The organism is Hymenobacter nitidus (assembly GCF_020447315.1).
Classification (GTDB): Bacteria; Bacteroidota; Bacteroidia; order Cytophagales; family Hymenobacteraceae; genus Hymenobacter; species Hymenobacter nitidus.
This window is the reverse complement of record NZ_JAJADQ010000002.1, coordinates 582,025-596,870: the sequence shown is the minus strand read 5'-3', so window position 1 is coordinate 596,870 and position 14,846 is coordinate 582,025. Positions and strand designations below refer to the sequence as shown.

At 60.7% G+C, this 14,846-nt stretch carries 16 protein-coding genes; 6 read left to right on the top strand and 10 right to left on the bottom strand.

The window, feature by feature from the left end:
- Positions 1-32: 32 nt before the first annotated feature.
- From LGH70_RS05955 to LGH70_RS05930, 6 genes are all read right to left on the bottom strand, one after another.
- Positions 33-1,415, bottom strand: coding sequence for an ethanolamine ammonia-lyase subunit EutB (locus LGH70_RS05955; protein WP_226183623.1), 1,383 nt, complete (start codon positions 1,413-1,415; stop codon positions 33-35).
- A 172-nt stretch (positions 1,416-1,587) separates the two neighbouring features.
- Positions 1,588-2,928, bottom strand: coding sequence for an ethanolamine permease (gene eat, locus LGH70_RS05950; protein ID WP_226183621.1), 1,341 nt, complete (start codon positions 2,926-2,928; stop codon positions 1,588-1,590).
- 54 nt (positions 2,929-2,982) lie between these two features.
- Positions 2,983-3,483 carry a PPC domain-containing DNA-binding protein gene (locus tag LGH70_RS05945; protein ID WP_226183619.1) on the bottom strand — a complete coding sequence of 167 codons (501 nt, stop codon included), beginning with the start codon at positions 3,481-3,483 and terminating at the stop codon, positions 2,983-2,985.
- 133 nt (positions 3,484-3,616) lie between these two features.
- The gene (locus LGH70_RS05940; protein WP_226183617.1) at positions 3,617-4,480 is read right to left on the bottom strand and encodes an aldo/keto reductase; all 864 of its coding nucleotides are present in this window, start codon (positions 4,478-4,480) and stop codon (positions 3,617-3,619) included.
- 159 nt (positions 4,481-4,639) lie between these two features.
- Positions 4,640-4,990 carry a hypothetical protein gene (locus LGH70_RS05935; RefSeq protein WP_226183615.1) on the bottom strand — a complete coding sequence of 117 codons (351 nt, stop codon included), beginning with the start codon at positions 4,988-4,990 and terminating at the stop codon, positions 4,640-4,642.
- A 182-nt stretch (positions 4,991-5,172) separates the two neighbouring features.
- On the bottom strand, positions 5,173-5,688 hold the full coding sequence (locus LGH70_RS05930) for a hypothetical protein (RefSeq protein ID WP_226183614.1): 516 nt from the start codon (positions 5,686-5,688) through the stop codon (positions 5,173-5,175).
- A 150-nt stretch (positions 5,689-5,838) separates the two neighbouring features.
- On the opposite strand from LGH70_RS05930, the gene LGH70_RS05925 reads away from it, so the two are divergent.
- On the top strand, positions 5,839-6,330 hold the full coding sequence (locus tag LGH70_RS05925; RefSeq protein WP_226183612.1) for a hypothetical protein: 492 nt from the start codon (positions 5,839-5,841) through the stop codon (positions 6,328-6,330).
- 188 nt (positions 6,331-6,518) lie between these two features.
- On the opposite strand, the gene LGH70_RS05920 is transcribed toward LGH70_RS05925, so the two are convergent.
- A complete protein-coding gene (locus LGH70_RS05920; protein WP_226183610.1) occupies positions 6,519-8,819 on the bottom strand; it encodes an efflux RND transporter permease subunit in 2,301 nt (766 codons plus the stop codon).
- Positions 8,820-8,978: 159 nt separating this feature from the next.
- Between LGH70_RS05920 and LGH70_RS05915 the strand changes: the two genes are divergently transcribed.
- The 5 genes from LGH70_RS05915 to LGH70_RS05895 all read left to right on the top strand — a co-directional run bounded on the left by LGH70_RS05915 (position 8,979) and on the right by LGH70_RS05895 (position 12,175).
- Positions 8,979-9,230 carry a hypothetical protein gene (locus LGH70_RS05915; protein WP_226183608.1) on the top strand — a complete coding sequence of 84 codons (252 nt, stop codon included), beginning with the start codon at positions 8,979-8,981 and terminating at the stop codon, positions 9,228-9,230.
- 233 nt (positions 9,231-9,463) lie between these two features.
- Positions 9,464-10,024 (top strand): hypothetical protein, encoded by a 561-nt coding sequence (locus tag LGH70_RS05910; RefSeq protein ID WP_226183606.1) that lies wholly within the window; start codon positions 9,464-9,466, stop codon positions 10,022-10,024.
- Positions 10,025-10,180: 156 nt separating this feature from the next.
- Complete coding sequence (locus LGH70_RS05905; RefSeq protein ID WP_226183605.1) at positions 10,181-10,651, top strand: nuclear transport factor 2 family protein; 471 nt, start codon at positions 10,181-10,183, stop codon at positions 10,649-10,651.
- Positions 10,652-10,674: 23 nt separating this feature from the next.
- A complete protein-coding gene (locus tag LGH70_RS05900; protein WP_226183603.1) occupies positions 10,675-11,469 on the top strand; it encodes a thymidylate synthase in 795 nt (264 codons plus the stop codon).
- Between the two features lie 526 nt (positions 11,470-11,995).
- Entirely contained in the window at positions 11,996-12,175 is a 180-nt protein-coding gene (locus LGH70_RS05895; RefSeq protein WP_226183601.1) for a hypothetical protein, read from the top strand.
- On the opposite strand, the gene LGH70_RS05890 is transcribed toward LGH70_RS05895, so the two are convergent.
- From LGH70_RS05890 to LGH70_RS05880, 3 genes are all read right to left on the bottom strand, one after another.
- Positions 12,172-12,984: an aminotransferase class IV gene (locus tag LGH70_RS05890; protein WP_226183599.1), complete on the bottom strand. Its 813-nt coding sequence runs from the start codon at positions 12,982-12,984 to the stop codon at positions 12,172-12,174. The genes LGH70_RS05895 and LGH70_RS05890 overlap by 4 nt on opposite strands.
- A gap of 158 nt (positions 12,985-13,142) precedes the next feature.
- Complete coding sequence (dprA, locus tag LGH70_RS05885) at positions 13,143-14,273, bottom strand: DNA-processing protein DprA (RefSeq protein ID WP_226183597.1); 1,131 nt, start codon at positions 14,271-14,273, stop codon at positions 13,143-13,145.
- A gap of 172 nt (positions 14,274-14,445) precedes the next feature.
- Complete coding sequence (locus LGH70_RS05880) at positions 14,446-14,808, bottom strand: MerR family transcriptional regulator (protein WP_100336180.1); 363 nt, start codon at positions 14,806-14,808, stop codon at positions 14,446-14,448.
- Positions 14,809-14,846: the final 38 nt, after the last annotated feature.

The following is a 14,846-nucleotide window of genomic DNA, read 5'->3' as shown; positions in this document are numbered from 1 at the left end:
AATTCAGGCAATATAGCGCCCTCGGGCCCAGACTACCGCCAGCTTTGGGCTCCCAGCAGCGGGTGTTCGGACCGGGCGGGCAGCAGCCGGCCCTGCTCGTCAACGATTCCCTGCTGCTGCAGCCAGGCCGCAAACTCGGGGGCGGGCCGCAAGCCCAGCACCTGGCGCACGTAGAGCGCGTCGTGGAAGGAGGTGGACTGGTAGCCCAGCATGATGTCGTCGGCGCCGGGAATGCCCATAATGTAGGTGCAGCCGGCCACGCCCAGCAGGGTGAGCAGCGTGTCCATGTCGTCCTGGTCGGCCTCGGCGTGGTTGGTGTAGCACACGTCTACGCCCATGGGCAGGCCCAGCAGCTTGCCGCAGAAATGGTCTTCCAGCCCGGCCCGGATAATCTGCTTGCCGTCGTAGAGGTATTCGGGGCCGATAAAGCCCACTACGGAATTGACCAGCAGGGGCCGGAAGCGGCGGGCCACGGCGTAGGCCCGGGCCTCGCAGGTTTGCTGGTCGAGGCCGTGGTGGGTGTGGGCCGACAGGGCGCTGCCCTGCCCGGTTTCGAAGTACATGACGTGCTGGCCCAGGGTGCCGCGCTGCAGGCTCAGGGTGGCCTCGTGGGCTTCCCGCAGCAGGGCCAGGCTCACCCCGAAGCTGGCATTAGTGGCCTCCGTGCCGCCGATGGACTGAAACGTGAGGTCGACCGGGGCGCCTTGGTTGATGAGCGCCAGGGTGGTCGTCACGTGGCTGAGCACGCAGGTCTGGGTTGGTATCTGGTACTGTTCGCGCACCGCGTCGAGCATGTCGAGCAGCTGGCGCACCACCCGCGGGTTGTCGGTAGCCGGGTTGATGCCCAGTACCGCGTCGCCGCTGCCGTAGAGCAGGCCATCGACGAGACTGGCGGCAATGCCCCGGGCGTCGTCGGTGGGGTGGTTGGGCTGCAGGCGGGTGCTCAGGTGGCCGCGCAGGCCCAGCGTGTTGCGAAACTGGGTGATGACCTCGCACTTGCGGGCCACGGCAATCAGCTCCTGGTTGCGCAGCAGCTTGCTCACGGCCGCCACCATTTCCGGCGTCAGGCCCGGGGCCAGCTGCTGCAGCGCCTGCGCATCGGCCGTTTCCGAGAGTAGCCAGTCGCGCAGCTGGCCCACGGTGAAGTGCCCCACGGGCGCAAAGGCCACCGCGTCGTGGGTGTCCAGAATCAGGCGGCTGACTTCGTCCTGCTCGTAGGGCACCAGGGCTTCCTGCAGAAAAGTGCGCAGGGGCACATCGGCCAGGGCGAGCTGGGCGGCCACCCGCTCCTCGTAGGTTTCGGCGGCCACCCCGGCCAGCACGTCGCCCGCACGCAGGGGCGAGGCCCGGGCCAGCAGGGTTTTTAGGTCGGGGAAGCGGTAGGTCCGCTGGCGAATAGTGTGCTGGTAGGGCATGGCGGCAGCGGGTTTCAGTGATTGGGCTCTGGCGGTAGTCGCCTCACCCCCAACCCCCTCTCCAAAGGGAGAGGGGCTCTAGCTCTAGCTGTAGATTCTAGCTCTTGGTTGATGATTTGAATTTCTCTGTTTTCAGAAGCTGCATTTTATGAAGATGCGGCGGTAAGTTGCACTACTCCGCTGGGGCCAGCAGCGCATCTTCCGGCAGCGGGCGGCGGTGCCGGCCCAGCAGTACATAAAGGCCCAGCGCGGCGCCCAGGCCCGCGAAGAAGAGCAGACTCAGTAGCCCGTTGTAATAGATGATGGCGGCTAGGCTCACCAGCGTAAGAGCCAGCGCCAGCAGCGGAAAATAGGGGTAAAAGGGCGCAGTGAAAGGCCGCTCCAGGTGAGGCTCCCGGCGGCGCAGGGCAAACAGGCTGAGCAGGCTGATGGCGTACATCACCACCGCCCCCAGCACCGAGAGCGTGATTACCTGGGCCGTGGTGCCGGTAAGCAGGGCCACTGCGCCCACCCCGCCACCAGCCGCCAGGGCCCAGTGCGGCGTCCGAAACCGGGAATTGACCCGGGCCAGCATCCCGGGCAGGTAGCCGCTGCGGGCCAGGGCAAATACCTGCCGCGAGTAGCCGATGATGGTGCCGTGAAACGAAGCCACCAGGCCAAACAGGCCGATGCTGGCAAATAGCTGCGTCCAGCGGCTGTGGCGGCCCAGCACGATACCCAGCGCCTCGGGCAGGGGGTAGTCGATGGTGCTCAGCCGGCGCCAGTCGGCCACGCCGCCCGTGAGCACCATTACACCCAAGGCCAGCAGCACCAGGGTGCCCAGGCCGTAGAGGTAGCCCCGGGGAATGGTTTTGCGCGGATTTTCGACTTCCTCGGCCACCATGGCTACGCCCTCAATAGCCAGATAAAACCAGATGGCAAATGGCAGGGCCGCAAACACGCCCGCCGCCCCCAGGGGCATCGGGTGGGCCAGAAAGTTGCTGACCCGAAAGTGCGGCGCTACCAGGCTCATATACAGCATCAGCTCGGCCACGGCCAGCAGCGTTACCACCAAAGAAAACCACGCTGCCTCCTTGATGCCCAGCAGGTTGATGCCGATAAAGACGACGTAGCACGCCAGCGCCGAGCCCAGAACCGGCACCTGGGGGTGCAGGAAATGGCCGTAGCTGCCCAGAGCCAGGGCAATGGCCGGCGGGGCAAACAGAAATTCTACCAGCGTGGCATAGCCGGCCACCAGGCCGCCCAGGGGCCCAAAGGCGCGGTAGGAATAGGCAAACGGCCCGCCCGCGTGCGGAATGGCCGTGGTCAGCTCGGTGAAGCTGAAAATAAACGTGACGTAGAGCACCGTTACCAGCAGCGTGGCCACCAGAAAGCCTACCGGCCCGGCCACCTGCCAGCCGTAGTTCCAGCCGAAATACTCGCCCGAAATCACCAGGCCCACGGCCAGGGCCCACAGGTGCAGGGGCCGCAGCACTTTCTTCAGGGCCGGAGCCGCAGGAGCAGAAGTCTTCATAGGCACGGCTGCTAGTGGTAGTCCAGCGGCCTAATGTAGACGATAACCGCCGTGCTACCAACTCATTACCGTGGCTCCGTTCCGCTCGTCCACTTCCCGCACCAGCCGCTGCGGATGCTGGGTAACGGTAATTTCTACCGAGCCGGTACTTACTTCCAAAGCGAGAATGTGGCCGCCATAGGCCGCGAAGGTCTTGTCGGTCACGACGCCGTGCAGGTGCAGGGCGGGCTTGCCCTCCTTCCAGGCAATGCTGCCGGTGAGGCTGGCCAGCTCCGTGTCGCGGAAGGATTTGGGGTCGTAGGTCTTGGTTTGCCCGTTCCAGAAGCCGAACGTGGGATGCACGAAGCCCAGGCCCGTCAGGCTGGCCCCGGCAATCTTTTCCCGGGTGGCCAGCTGCTCCAGCTCCTGCAGGACGTTGTCGCCCTGGCGCAGCACCAGCAAAAAGCCGGTGGGCGTACGGACGTATTTCGGGGACGGGGCGGCCGTCTGGGCCCGGGCGCCGGGGGGAGTAAGGGCGGCACCCAGGGTCAGTCCGAGGGCAAGGAAGTGGTTCATGGATAAGGTGTTAGTGGATAGTAAAGTAAGGTGCGGCGGCAGACTAGGCACAAGAAAACCCGGCCCGCACGAAGCACTGCTGGAGTACTCCGTACGGGCCGGGTGGGCAAGAGGGTTGGCCGGGGCCGCCGGCTTAGCTACCGAAGTTTTCCAGCGCGGCCATATCCTCGGCCGAGAGTTGAATGTCGGCCGCTTTCACGTTTTCTTCCAGGTGCTTTACTTTCGAGGTGCCCGGAATCAGCAGGATATTGGGGGAGCGGTGCAGCAGCCAGCTTAGGGCCACCTGCTGCTTGGTAGCGCCGTGCTTCTCGCCAATCTGGGTGAGCTTGCTCAGGGCCTGCTCGTTGCCGCCGGCCAGCGGGTACCACGGAATAAAGGCCAGGCCGTTCTGCTCGCAGAACTCCAGCTCGGCCTCCCACTTGCGGTTGTCCACGCTGTACATGTTCTGCACCGACACTACTTTCACGTACTGCTGGGCCTGCTGAATCTGCTCCACGGTTACTTCCGAGAGGCCGATGTGCTTGATCAGGCCGTCTTCCTGGGCCTTTTGCAGGAATTCCAGGGTCTTCTCAAACGGCACTTCGGGGTCGACGCGGTGGAGCTGGTAGAGGTCAATCTGGTCGAGCTTAAGACGCTGCAGGCTGCCTTCCAAAGCCTGTTTCAGGTGCTCGGGGCTGGCGTCGATGGGCCACTGGTTGGGCCCGGTGCGCAGCAGGCCGCCCTTGGTGCCGATAATCAGGCCCTTAGCGTAGGGGTGCAGGGCCTCGGCAATCAGCTCCTCCGACACGTTGGGGCCGTAGCTGTCGGCCGTGTCGATGAAGTTGATGCCCAATTCCACGGCGCGCTGCAGCACCCGGATGGATTCGGCGTGGTCCTGGGGCGGACCCCAGATACCGTCGCCGGTGATGCGCATGGCACCGTAGCCCATGCGGTTAATGGTCAGGTCGCCGCCCAGGGCGAAAGTTTTGGCGGGTGCGGTTGTGGTGTCGTTAGCCATACTGGGGATAGAAAAGGTAAACACGGAATACGTTCTACGCCGGCAGACGAGTTGCCCGGCGAAATACTGTACGTGATAACCGGTAAAAGCTGCAAAAGTCCCGCGGCGCAACCGGCGGGGCTGTATAGCGCAATGGCTTAAGACCTGATAAAAAGCGTGTTACGCGGAAAAATTGCGGCCGCAGCCGGCGCACCGGTAGAGCGTAGTGCCAGCGTAGTACAGGCGCCGCCAAAAGCCGGGCCGGGCCAGGAGCTGCGGGTCGGGGGCGCCGCAGCGGGGGCAGCGCAGCACGGTAAGGCTGGTGCGCTGGGCCTCGAAGTGCACTACCAGCTCCCGGGCGGCATCCGCATCGGCTTCCTCAATCAGCAGTTGGTACCAGATACCGTCGCCGAAGGGAAAGGAAGGCGGCCCGCAGGTTTTGACCAGGGAGTTGATTTCCGCCGCCAACAGCTCATTATACAGCTGCACCGCCTCCGCGTAGGTCAGGTATTGAGCGGCGGGAATAAGCATAGGCAGTGAAGAAAAAAAGTCTGGCCGTCATCCTGAGCTTGCGAAGGACCTTGTCACGAAAGACCTAAGCCGGTTCTGGTGTGATAAGGTCCTTCGCAAGCTCAGGATGATACTTAATTACGATGGCGCACGAACTGGCTGGCTCTACTCGGCATGCTTTCTAAAGGAGCGTAATAATCAACTTACCGGCGCACGGCACGGCGGGCGGGGCGCACCTGTCCGCGCAGCTTGAAGATATACCAGAGCAGGGCAATGCAGAGGGCGGCCAGCCCGGCGGCAATCAGCTCCCGGCTGGTGCGGGCACCCTCGGCCTCGGTGGCAGCGGCCTGGGCCTCCAGCAGCTTCTTTTCGCGCTGCTTGTCCCGGATCTGCAGGTTCTGAATCTGGTTTTCCAGGTCGTAGAACCGCTCCCGGGTCATCGACTGGTCACCCTGGGCCACGGTTACCTGGCGCTCGGCCTGGGTTTTTTCGGCCACGATGGTCGCCGTGCGCCGAATGGACGACTCCTTCAGGGCCTTTACAATCTCGGTGTCCTTGCGGATAATGCCCTTGAGCGCATCCACCACTTCCTGGAGGTCTTTTTTCGAAGGCTTGTTGGCCAGAAAGGCGTTGCGCTGGGCGCTGGCCTCCTCATACTGGCGAATCAGCGCTTCGCGCTCCTGAATCAGGGGCGTTATGAGGTCGGGTTGGGTGGGCACAGGGGCAGTAGGGGCCTGAGCATAAACGGTACTTAAGGTCAGACTCGCTGAGAGCAGTAAAAAAGAAAACCGGAGCAAAACGAATGGATGGTTCAAGGCAAAAGAGGGTAGGAGTCGGAGGAAAGGTCTTTTTTTCTGTAAATCGAGCTAATGAAACGTATATTTTACTCATTAAGTCTGACGTTAATGCTCGGTATTCCCACTTGTGGATGGGCGCAATCAGATTCTGGAACGGATGCCAACCCCAGAATTATGGGGTCTAATAATATTCCCCAAAGCTACTACGATAAGGCCCGGCAGGTAGTACCACCCGCCACGGGAGTGACTTTGAGCGCAGACTCTACCTACGGGGTAACGCAAAAGAACCCCGTTTGCGTGGGTGATAAAACGAATCCTAAAAGTCGGAACGTCTTCAGTTTTCTGAACACTTTGCGAGGCCCGCAAGGTCAGGAAATCAGTTACCGACGCATGGGTAGCTGCTGCCCATTCAAAACCCCCAACGGTATTGCCAACGGTATGGCCGTTCTCAATGCGTACGAAGTAACCTGGATAAATAATCCGAAGCCGATGGTCGTCTACATCAATAACTACGATGAGGGGCCGATGTCCACTCCTTTTGGGCTCATCCTGGCCAAGCCTTAGCCTTCATAATGACCGAGGCTGAAATGTGTGGAGCATACTTAACTGAAAAGCCCTTTCCTGTTGCTAACGGGCAAGGGCTTTCTGGTGAAAGAGCGTATCGTACTGCGCAGAGGACAGATTGCCGCGCTTCGCTCGCAATGACACGGGTTAGCACATTCCCCATATTAGCACATCAGCACATTAGAAAACTATTCCGTGAGCAGAGGCACGGGCTGGCGGATTTCCTGGGGCTTGTGCTTGTAGAAGTACAGAATGAGAATGGGCAGCAAGGTCAGCTCGGCCACCACGCCGAAGAGCAGGGTCAGGCCGATGAGCAGGCCCACGTAGAAGGTACCGTCGAAGGAGGAGAAAATGAGGGTGCTGAAGCCGCCGACCAGAATCAGGGAAGTCACGATGACGGCTTTGCCGGCCATCAGGTAGGTTTTGCGCACGGCCTTGAACAGGCTGGGCTCCTGCAGCAGCGTCAGCTTGAGCTTGCTGATGAAGTGAATCGTGTCGTCGACGGCAATACCGAAGGCAATGGTGAAAATGATGCTGGTGCTCACCTTCATGCTCACCCCGGCCAGACCCATCACGCCGGCCACCACCAGAATCGGCACCAGGTTCGGGATGAGCACCACGATGGTCATGCGCACGCTGCGGAACAGGAAGAGCACGATGAGCGTGACCATCACAATGTCGATGCTCATACCCGTAATCATGTTGAGCGTGAGGTTTTCGTTGTTTTTGTCGATGAGGTTGGCCGAGCCCGTCAGGCGCGTTTGCAGCACTTTCGGGTCGGTGTTCTGGCTCAGAAACCGGCGCAAATCGGCGTTCAGGGCCTCGGCCCGCACGCTGCCCACGTCGGGCATGCGGCCGGTGAGGCGGCCCTCGGTGCCGTCGGGCAGCACCAGGGCCCGGAACTCGGGCTTCTTGCGAAACAGCTTCACGCGGCGCACCAGCTGGGTTAGCTCGGCCTCGGAGGCGGGCAGGCGGTACTCCTCCAGCAGGCCGCCGTTCAGGGCTTTGCGCACCGATTTGATGATGGTCACGGGCGAGGCCACGAAATTCAGCCCGTAGGTTTGCTGCAGGTACCCCTCGATTTCCTCGGTTTCGCGCAGCACCTGCAAATCGTAGATGCTGCGGCCCGTGGCCGGCTGCAACGCCAGCTCAAAGGGTCGCACCCCGGCGAAGTTCTGCTCGAAAAACACGAAGTCCAGCTTCACCGGGTCGTTTTTCGACAGGTCGTCGAGCAAAGACGAGTTGATGCGGATGCGGGAGGCCGAGGCCACCGAGCCAATCAGAATCAGGGCGCTCAGGCCCACTACCAGCCGCCGGTGGGCCAGCACGTTGCGAAACATGCGGCCCAGCACCCCGTCCCAGCTGTGGCCTTCCTGGCGCGGCACCCGCAGCTGGGGCTTGCGCAGGAGCACGAGCATGGCCGGCAGCAGGGTAAAGGAGAGAATAAAGGTGAGCAGCACCGAAATGCCGGTAAACAGCCCGAAGTTGTAAATCGGCCGGATAGTGCTGGTCATCAGGGTGAAAAAGCCGATGCTGGTGGTCAAAGCCGACAAGCCCGAGCCGAAGCCCGATTCCTTCAGGGCAATCAGCAACGAATCCTTTTTGCTGGCTCCGTAGCCCAGCTCGGTGCTGTAGCGCGTGATGATGTGAATCGTGTCGGACATGCCTACCACGAAGAGCATGATGGGCAGCAGGGCCGTCATCAAGTCGATGCTGACCCCGCAGGCGCTCATCAGCCCCAGGCCCCAGATAATGGCCCCCATGACCACCACCAGCGGCAGCACCACGCCCCACCAGGTGCGAAACGTGAACCAGAGCAGCACCGTGACCAGCACCACCGACAAGCTCATGAACACGACCAGTTCCCACTGCAGCCGGTCGACAAACACCGACTGGGCCACCATCTTGCCGGCCATGTGGTACTCGGTTTCGGCGATGCCCTGGCGGCTGAGCTCGGTACGCACGGCCGCCAGCAGGGAGTCGCCGGGGGGCTTGCTCAGGTTGGGCGTGGTCTGAAACAGGATGGTCACCGAGCGCGCGTCGCGGGCAATCAGGTTGTCGACCAGGCCCGGCGTGCGGTACACCAGCACCGAGTCCTGGGCGCGGCGGGCCGGTTCCTGGGGGTGCAGATACGGAATGTTGAACACGCCGAAACCCTCGACCACGGGGTTGGCGGCGTTGGTGGGCGAGGTGACGTGCACCACGTGGCGGCGCTGCTGGATAAAGCGCGTGAGCGAATCGACCTTGGTTAGAAACCCGGGCTCGAACACCGAGCGGCCGGCCGGGGCCTCCACGCCCAGCAGCACGTAGTCGTTGTCGTTGCCGTAGCGGGCCGAGTACTGCTCGTAGTAGTCCAGGTCCGGGTCGCCGGCGGGGTAGAAGTCGTTGAAATTGTAGTTGAACCGCAGCTGGGCCACGAAATAGACGCTCACGGCCGTCATCAGGGCCAGGCCGAGCAGGGTGAGGTAACTGAGTTTGCGAAGCGGCATTCGGTGGGCTAGGGCCGCCGCCCCGGGGCGGCGGCAACATCAGGAAAAAGCTGCCTCGGTTGGCGTCGGACTTTGCCGCCGCTTTTGTACTTTAGAGGCACCAGGGAGCCAACCACGCCCCGCCGGCTTTTGTTTCCTCACTTCCTAAGATATCTATCCATGAAAAACGTCCTGCTCGCCCTGACTTTGTTTGCCTTCGTTGGCACCGCTTCCGCCCACGACGGCAAAGACGAAAAAGGCAAAAAAGGCAAGAAAGAAGCCTGCTCCACGGAAATGAAAGCCCAGTGCGCCAGCACCGGCAGCACGGCCACCACGCCTTCCTGCTGCATGAAAAAAGGCGCGAAAACGGCCTCAGTAAAGCCCGCCGAAACCACGCCGGCCGCCATTACGCCCGTGACCAAGTCGCTGTGAGAAGCTGCCTGAAGCTCAGTTGTTGAAAAAGCCGCCTTTACGGGCGGCTTTTTTATTTTTCCGTCTGTCATCCTAAGCTTGCGAAGGACCTTCCTCCATGCTATGATGAGTAACGTTCAGTGAGCTAAGTATGCAGTGCCAGAGGGTGAACTTCGTTACATTGAATTGGCCCTGGGGAGGCTGATATTTTACTTAGCTGGCCACCCGAGTTTTGCTTTTTTGCTATTACACGCATGCGCCGTTTATTCTCACTAGTGCTGGTACTTGTGCTCAGTGCTCCTGCCTGGGCGCAGAACGGTTTGAACCGCTGGGACGCGCGGCCAGTACCGATACCCAAGCCAGCCGTTTCTGCTGCTCAGCGAAGTAAGCAATTGGCCCAGGCAAAATCTTCCCGGGACTCTTTGGGTAGAGTTCAGATGCTGCGCCGTGATTCGCTACGAATTGCCGCCAGAGCCGCCGCTGCGCCGGTATTGCAGCGCGGCATCGGTCAGCGCCTGAAAGCTAAAAATGCTATGCCGGAAGACAACAAATACTATGAGTATATAAGAACGTCTATCCGTTATCCGGTAATGGCCTTGCGCTATTTGGTAGAAGGAGACATTACTATGGAGCTAACTATTGATGCCACTGGGCAGGTAACTGCGGTGAAAGAACTAGCAAATACAATTCCGCCGGGTGCCGCCGACCGGGATGTAATGGTGCAGCAGGTTCGGCTGCTGCTGGCGCAGCTGCACTTTGAGCCAGCTTCCACAACGACGGAAGAAGAAATTACGGTTCGTTATGCTTTCCAGTAGACACAACTTTCTGTATGTGAGGGTAGCGCTAAATCAACGCGTAAAATCCGGCTCTGGCTATCAATCTGAAAGTTTCCGCGTTGAATAAATTGTCTGGGTAGAAGAGGAAAATCCTTCGCAAGCTCAGGATGACAGACGGAAAATAACCACTTAACAATGCGCCCCATCCTCACGCTTCTCCTAATCATATTCCCCCTCACCGCCACTGTGGCCCAGCGCGGCGCACCCCGGCCGCCCGATCCCAAAGTAGCCCAGGAGCTGCTGCAGCTGGAGCGGCGCTGGAATGAGGCCATCGTCAGCCGCGACACGGCCTTTATCAGTCGCCTGCTGGCACCCGACTTTCTCTACATTGCCGCTGATGGCAGTGTGAACGACAAGAAAACCATGCTGCTGGCCGTCAGCAACCCCAATTCGGTGGTGAATCCCTTTCAGAGCGAGGACGTGCGGGTGCGGCAGTACGGCAAAAACATGGTGATTCTCACCGGCTGGTTTCTGCAAACCGGCACCTGGCTCGGGCAGCCCTTTTCCCTGCGCCTGCGCTATACCGACGTGTACGTGAAGCTGAACGGGCGCTGGCAGGCCGTGTCGGCCCAGGCGGCGGTGCTGCCCGTGGGGCGTAAATCCTAAAGGAAGGTTCGTACTTTCGCCCCATGCAGCAGTACCTCGACCTCGTCCGCCACATTCTCGACCACGGCACCCAGAAAACCGACCGTACCGGCACCGGCACGCTCAGCATTTTCGGCCACCAGATGCGCTTCGACCTGCAGCAGGGCTTCCCGCTGGTCACCACCAAAAAAGTCCACCTGAAAAGCATCATCCACGAACTGCTGTGGTTTTTGCAGGGCGACACCAACATCAAGTACCTGACGGATAACGGGGTTAAAATCTGGGACGAGTGGGCCGATGCCAACGGCGACTTGGGCCCGGTGTATGGCAAGCAGTGGCGCAACTGGCCCCGGCCCGACGGCACCCACATCGACCAGATTTCCGAAGTCGTGCGCCAGCTCACGGTTTCGCCCGACTCGCGCCGCATTCTAGTGTCGGCCTGGAACGTGGCCGAGCTGGACCAGATGCACCTGATGCCCTGCCACGCCCTGTTTCAGTTCTACGTGGCCGACGGCCGGCTCAGCTGCCAGCTCTACCAGCGCTCCGCCGACGTATTTTTGGGCGTGCCCTTCAACATTGCCTCCTACGCCCTGCTCACGCTGATGATGGCTCAGGTCACGGGTCTGCAGCCCGGCGAGTTCATCTGGACCGGCGGCGACACCCACCTCTATTCCAACCACCTGGAGCAGGCCCGCCTGCAGCTCACCCGCGCCCCGCGCCCGTTGCCGCAGATGCGTATCAACCCGGCGGTGAAAGACATTTTCGGCTTTCAGTACGACGATTTCACGCTTGAAAACTACGACCCGCACCCTGCCATCAAAGCCCCGGTAGCAGTATAGCGCACTATTCAGACGCCTGGTCTGGGCTTTGTTAGCAACATCCTCGGCTTTCCAGTCCGGGCCTTAGCTGCTTATAATCCATTTCGTGCGAGCCGCTGCTGGCTACCGGTGGGCGCCTGCAACAGGGCCGTAGCACGCTCGACAACCGCGTGCAGCGGCTATATTCTGTTGTCATAGAGTCGCTTAGCCAGGTGTATGGTGCCACGGCCGGGGGAGAAGCGGGCTTGGGTATATTGTACTTAGTATGGGCGAATTCAGGGGAGAAAAATGACGGCCGGCGGCCAGCTTATTGTAAATGTTCTTTTATAGCTGGTTAACACGGTTTGATACTAGGTATTAGCACCGAAGCACAAGAGTTGATCAGCGAGTGATTTTGTAAATTTCCAATGGGAAGGGAATTTTATAGTTCAGTATTCGTTTAGATAAAATTCAATCGTATTTATAAAATCCAAAAGGGTGTAGATTGCGTACGTATTTGCGCTACCCGCCCTGCCATTCTTCAGTGCCCACATCTTCAGTGCCTGCTTTGACTTTACCCGTGCTGCCCCGCAAGCACCGCGCCTGGATTGCGCTCTACGCCCTGGAGGGCTGTGAGCAGGACCGGGCCGAAATCCTGCGCATAAACGACGTTACCGAAGCCGACCTCGCCGAGTTTGAGGAAAGCTGGCTGCGTCTGCGCTGCCGGAGCCTCGCGCCCAACCGTTAAGCTTCCTGCTCCCAGCCGAGCAGCGCCGTGAGCAGCGGGTGCTGGGCCGGGAATTCTGCCTGTTTAATTCTGAGAACCGGCCGGATAGCTGCCACATTCGCCGTAAATACGGCTTCGGCCTGTAGTACATTTTCGCGGGTAAACAGCCCTTCCACGCAGCGTAGCTGCTGGTGCTGGGCCGCGCGCAGCAGATGAGCGCGCCGCACGCCGGCCACGCAGCCCGTTTCCAGCGCCGGCGTATACAGCGTTCCTGCTTGTAGCCAGAAAACCGCCGCGGCCCCCGCCTCGGCAACATGCCCGGCCGCCGAGCACAGAATAATTTCGTCGAGGCCGCGCTGCTGCCGCTCGTGCGCGGCCCGCACGTAGAGCCAGGCCTGCGGACCCTTGCAAAAGCTCAGCGGCGAGTGAATAGCCTGGACTTCCTGGGCAAAACCGGCGTTTTGAATGGGCGAGGAATCCACTACGAAGGCTTCGGCCGTGGCTAGCCATTCTACCGAGTCGGTGAGGGGCGTGTAGCGGCCACCACCGCCGCGCCAGAGTTGCACCCGCAGGCGGGCCTCTGCCAGGTTATTGGCTTGTGCCAGCTGTACCAGAGTGTTTTCCAGGGCCCCAGCCGAGGCCAAGGACTTGGGCAAAGTCAGGTAGAGCGCGCGGGCGGCCCGCTGCATGCGGGCGTGGTGGTGCAGGGCATAGCGCAGGCGCCCGTGGGCCACGACCAGCGTTTCAAAAAAACCATCCCCAAACGCCAGCCCCCGGTTGGGCAAAGACAGGCTGGCGGAGGGCAGCAGCGTATTATTGAGCAGTAGCATGGGCCGCAAGGTAGAGCCATATTTCAACCCTTCGCATAAAAAAGGCCGTCCCAGCTAGGACGGCCTTTTTTATGTGAAGGGTCTGGATACGCTTGCAGCACCTGAATGCGGCGGACTGGCCCTGAACTGTCCGAGCTACTGCCTGTCTGCCCGCACGCCTACAGCAGCACGAACTTCTTGCCCGGCAGCGCCTTTACCACGCCCCGAAATTCGAGACCTAGCAGCAGTGTGGCCACTTTATTGACCGGCAGCTGGGTTTTCCAGCTCAGGTTGTCCATCTGCTCTTCCTTGCTGGCCAGCAACACTTCCAGCAGCTGAAACTCCTCGGCGGTAAAGTCGGCCGGGGCGTAGACGGGCGTGGGCTTGAACTTGCCGCTCTGGTGCAGGGCCGCGTCCCAGTTGAGTAGCTGCTCCAGGTCGGACGGCTCGCCATACAGCGCGGCTTTGTTGGCCTTGATCAGGTCGTTGCAGCCCTCGGAGGCCACCGAGCCCAGGTTGCCGGGAATGGCCAGCACGTCTTTGTTGTAGCTCAGGGCAATTTCGGCCGTTATCAGCGCCCCGCCCTTGCGGGCCGCTTCTACCACCACGGTACCGTCGGAGAGGCCGGCAATGATGCGGTTGCGCGCCGGGAAGTTGTAGCGGTCGGGCTGGGTGCCAAAGGCGAATTCGGTGAGCAGGCCGCCCTGGGTCAGCATTTTCTCGGCCGTTTTGCGGTGGGCGGCCGGGTAGAGCACGTCCAGGCCGGTGGCCATAACGCCCACCGTTTCCAGCCCTTCCTGCAAGGCGGCGCGGTGGGCGGCAATGTCGATGCCGTAGGCCAGGCCGCTAATCACCAGCGGGCGGTGCTCGGCAAAGCCTTTTACTAGCCGCTCGGTTTGCTCGCGGCCGTAGTCGGTAGCCTTGCGGGTGCCCACGATGCCGATGGTTTTGTCCTGGTTCAGGTCGGCCGTGCCTTGGTAGTAAAGCAGCACGGGGGCGTCAGGAATGGTTTTGAGCCGCTTCGGGTACTGCCGGCTGGTGTAGAAAAGCAGCTGCACCCCGCCTTTTTCGGCCTTGCGCAGCGTGTCTTCAGCCTTTTTCAGGGCCGCCGTCCGTTCCCCGCCCGTGAGCGTGGCCACGGTGGTGGGGCCCACACCGGGAATCTTGCGCAGCTTGCCTGGCGGCAGCATCAGCACGTTTTTGGCCGAGCCCCCGTAGCTCATCAGCTGCCGCGTGAGCTGCGGCCCGATGCCGGGAAAGAGGGTGAGAGCAACTTCGTGGAAGAGTAATTCGTCGGTAGAAATAGGCATGCTAGACGTATAATGAAAGTAAAATAGATAGTCGGGTAATCATTGGCTGTCATCCTGAGCCTGCGAAGGACCCTATCACGCTAGCATGAGTCGTTATTACGCTAGTCGTGCTCATCCTAAAAGGTGATTCGCAAACTCAGGATGACACCCGAAAAAAGAGGCTGCACCTACGTTAGCCCTGCTGCGCCTTACCAATGGCGTCGAGCTCCTTTTTCATAGTTACCAGAAAGCCGCGCACCTTTTCCAGGCTCTGAATCACGTCGATTTTTTCCTTGAGCTGGGGGCCTTTCTGCTTGAGCATGTCGCGGGCGCCGGGAATGGTGTAGCCGCGCTCCTTCACCAGGTGGTAGATGGTGCGGAAAATATCCACGTCCTGGGGCGTGTAGAGGCGGTTGCCCTTCTTGCTTTTGCGCGGGCGCAGCTCCTCAAACTCGGTTTCCCAGAAGCGAATCAGCGACGGGGCCACGTTGAACTGGGCCGCCACCTCGCCGATGGTGAAATACTGCTTCTCGATGTCGCGCTCTTTATAAGGCATTTTGTAGAACTCAGAACTGAGAGATAAGACGGTAGAAG

What these genes read in the sequence shown, in the direction of transcription:
- LGH70_RS05925 (WP_226183612.1), top strand. Translation starts at nt 5,839, where the DNA reads ATGAAACGTATATTTTACTCATTAAGTCTGACGTTAATGCTCGGTATT.
- eat (WP_226183621.1), bottom strand. Translation starts at nt 2,928, where the DNA reads ATGAAGACTTCTGCTCCTGCGGCTCCGGCCCTGAAGAAAGTGCTGCGG.
- LGH70_RS05955 (WP_226183623.1), bottom strand. Translation starts at nt 1,415, where the DNA reads ATGCCCTACCAGCACACTATTCGCCAGCGGACCTACCGCTTCCCCGAC.
- LGH70_RS05920 (WP_226183610.1), bottom strand. Translation starts at nt 8,819, where the DNA reads ATGCCGCTTCGCAAACTCAGTTACCTCACCCTGCTCGGCCTGGCCCTG.
- LGH70_RS05905 (WP_226183605.1), top strand. Translation starts at nt 10,181, where the DNA reads ATGCGCCCCATCCTCACGCTTCTCCTAATCATATTCCCCCTCACCGCC.
- LGH70_RS05880 (WP_100336180.1), bottom strand. Translation starts at nt 14,808, where the DNA reads ATGCCTTATAAAGAGCGCGACATCGAGAAGCAGTATTTCACCATCGGC.
- LGH70_RS05915 (WP_226183608.1), top strand. Translation starts at nt 8,979, where the DNA reads ATGAAAAACGTCCTGCTCGCCCTGACTTTGTTTGCCTTCGTTGGCACC.
- LGH70_RS05890 (WP_226183599.1), bottom strand. Translation starts at nt 12,984, where the DNA reads ATGCTACTGCTCAATAATACGCTGCTGCCCTCCGCCAGCCTGTCTTTG.
- LGH70_RS05945 (WP_226183619.1), bottom strand. Translation starts at nt 3,483, where the DNA reads ATGAACCACTTCCTTGCCCTCGGACTGACCCTGGGTGCCGCCCTTACT.
- LGH70_RS05940 (WP_226183617.1), bottom strand. Translation starts at nt 4,480, where the DNA reads ATGGCTAACGACACCACAACCGCACCCGCCAAAACTTTCGCCCTGGGC.
- LGH70_RS05910 (WP_226183606.1), top strand. Translation starts at nt 9,464, where the DNA reads ATGCGCCGTTTATTCTCACTAGTGCTGGTACTTGTGCTCAGTGCTCCT.
- dprA (WP_226183597.1), bottom strand. Translation starts at nt 14,273, where the DNA reads ATGCCTATTTCTACCGACGAATTACTCTTCCACGAAGTTGCTCTCACC.
- LGH70_RS05900 (WP_226183603.1), top strand. Translation starts at nt 10,675, where the DNA reads ATGCAGCAGTACCTCGACCTCGTCCGCCACATTCTCGACCACGGCACC.
- LGH70_RS05935 (WP_226183615.1), bottom strand. Translation starts at nt 4,990, where the DNA reads ATGCTTATTCCCGCCGCTCAATACCTGACCTACGCGGAGGCGGTGCAG.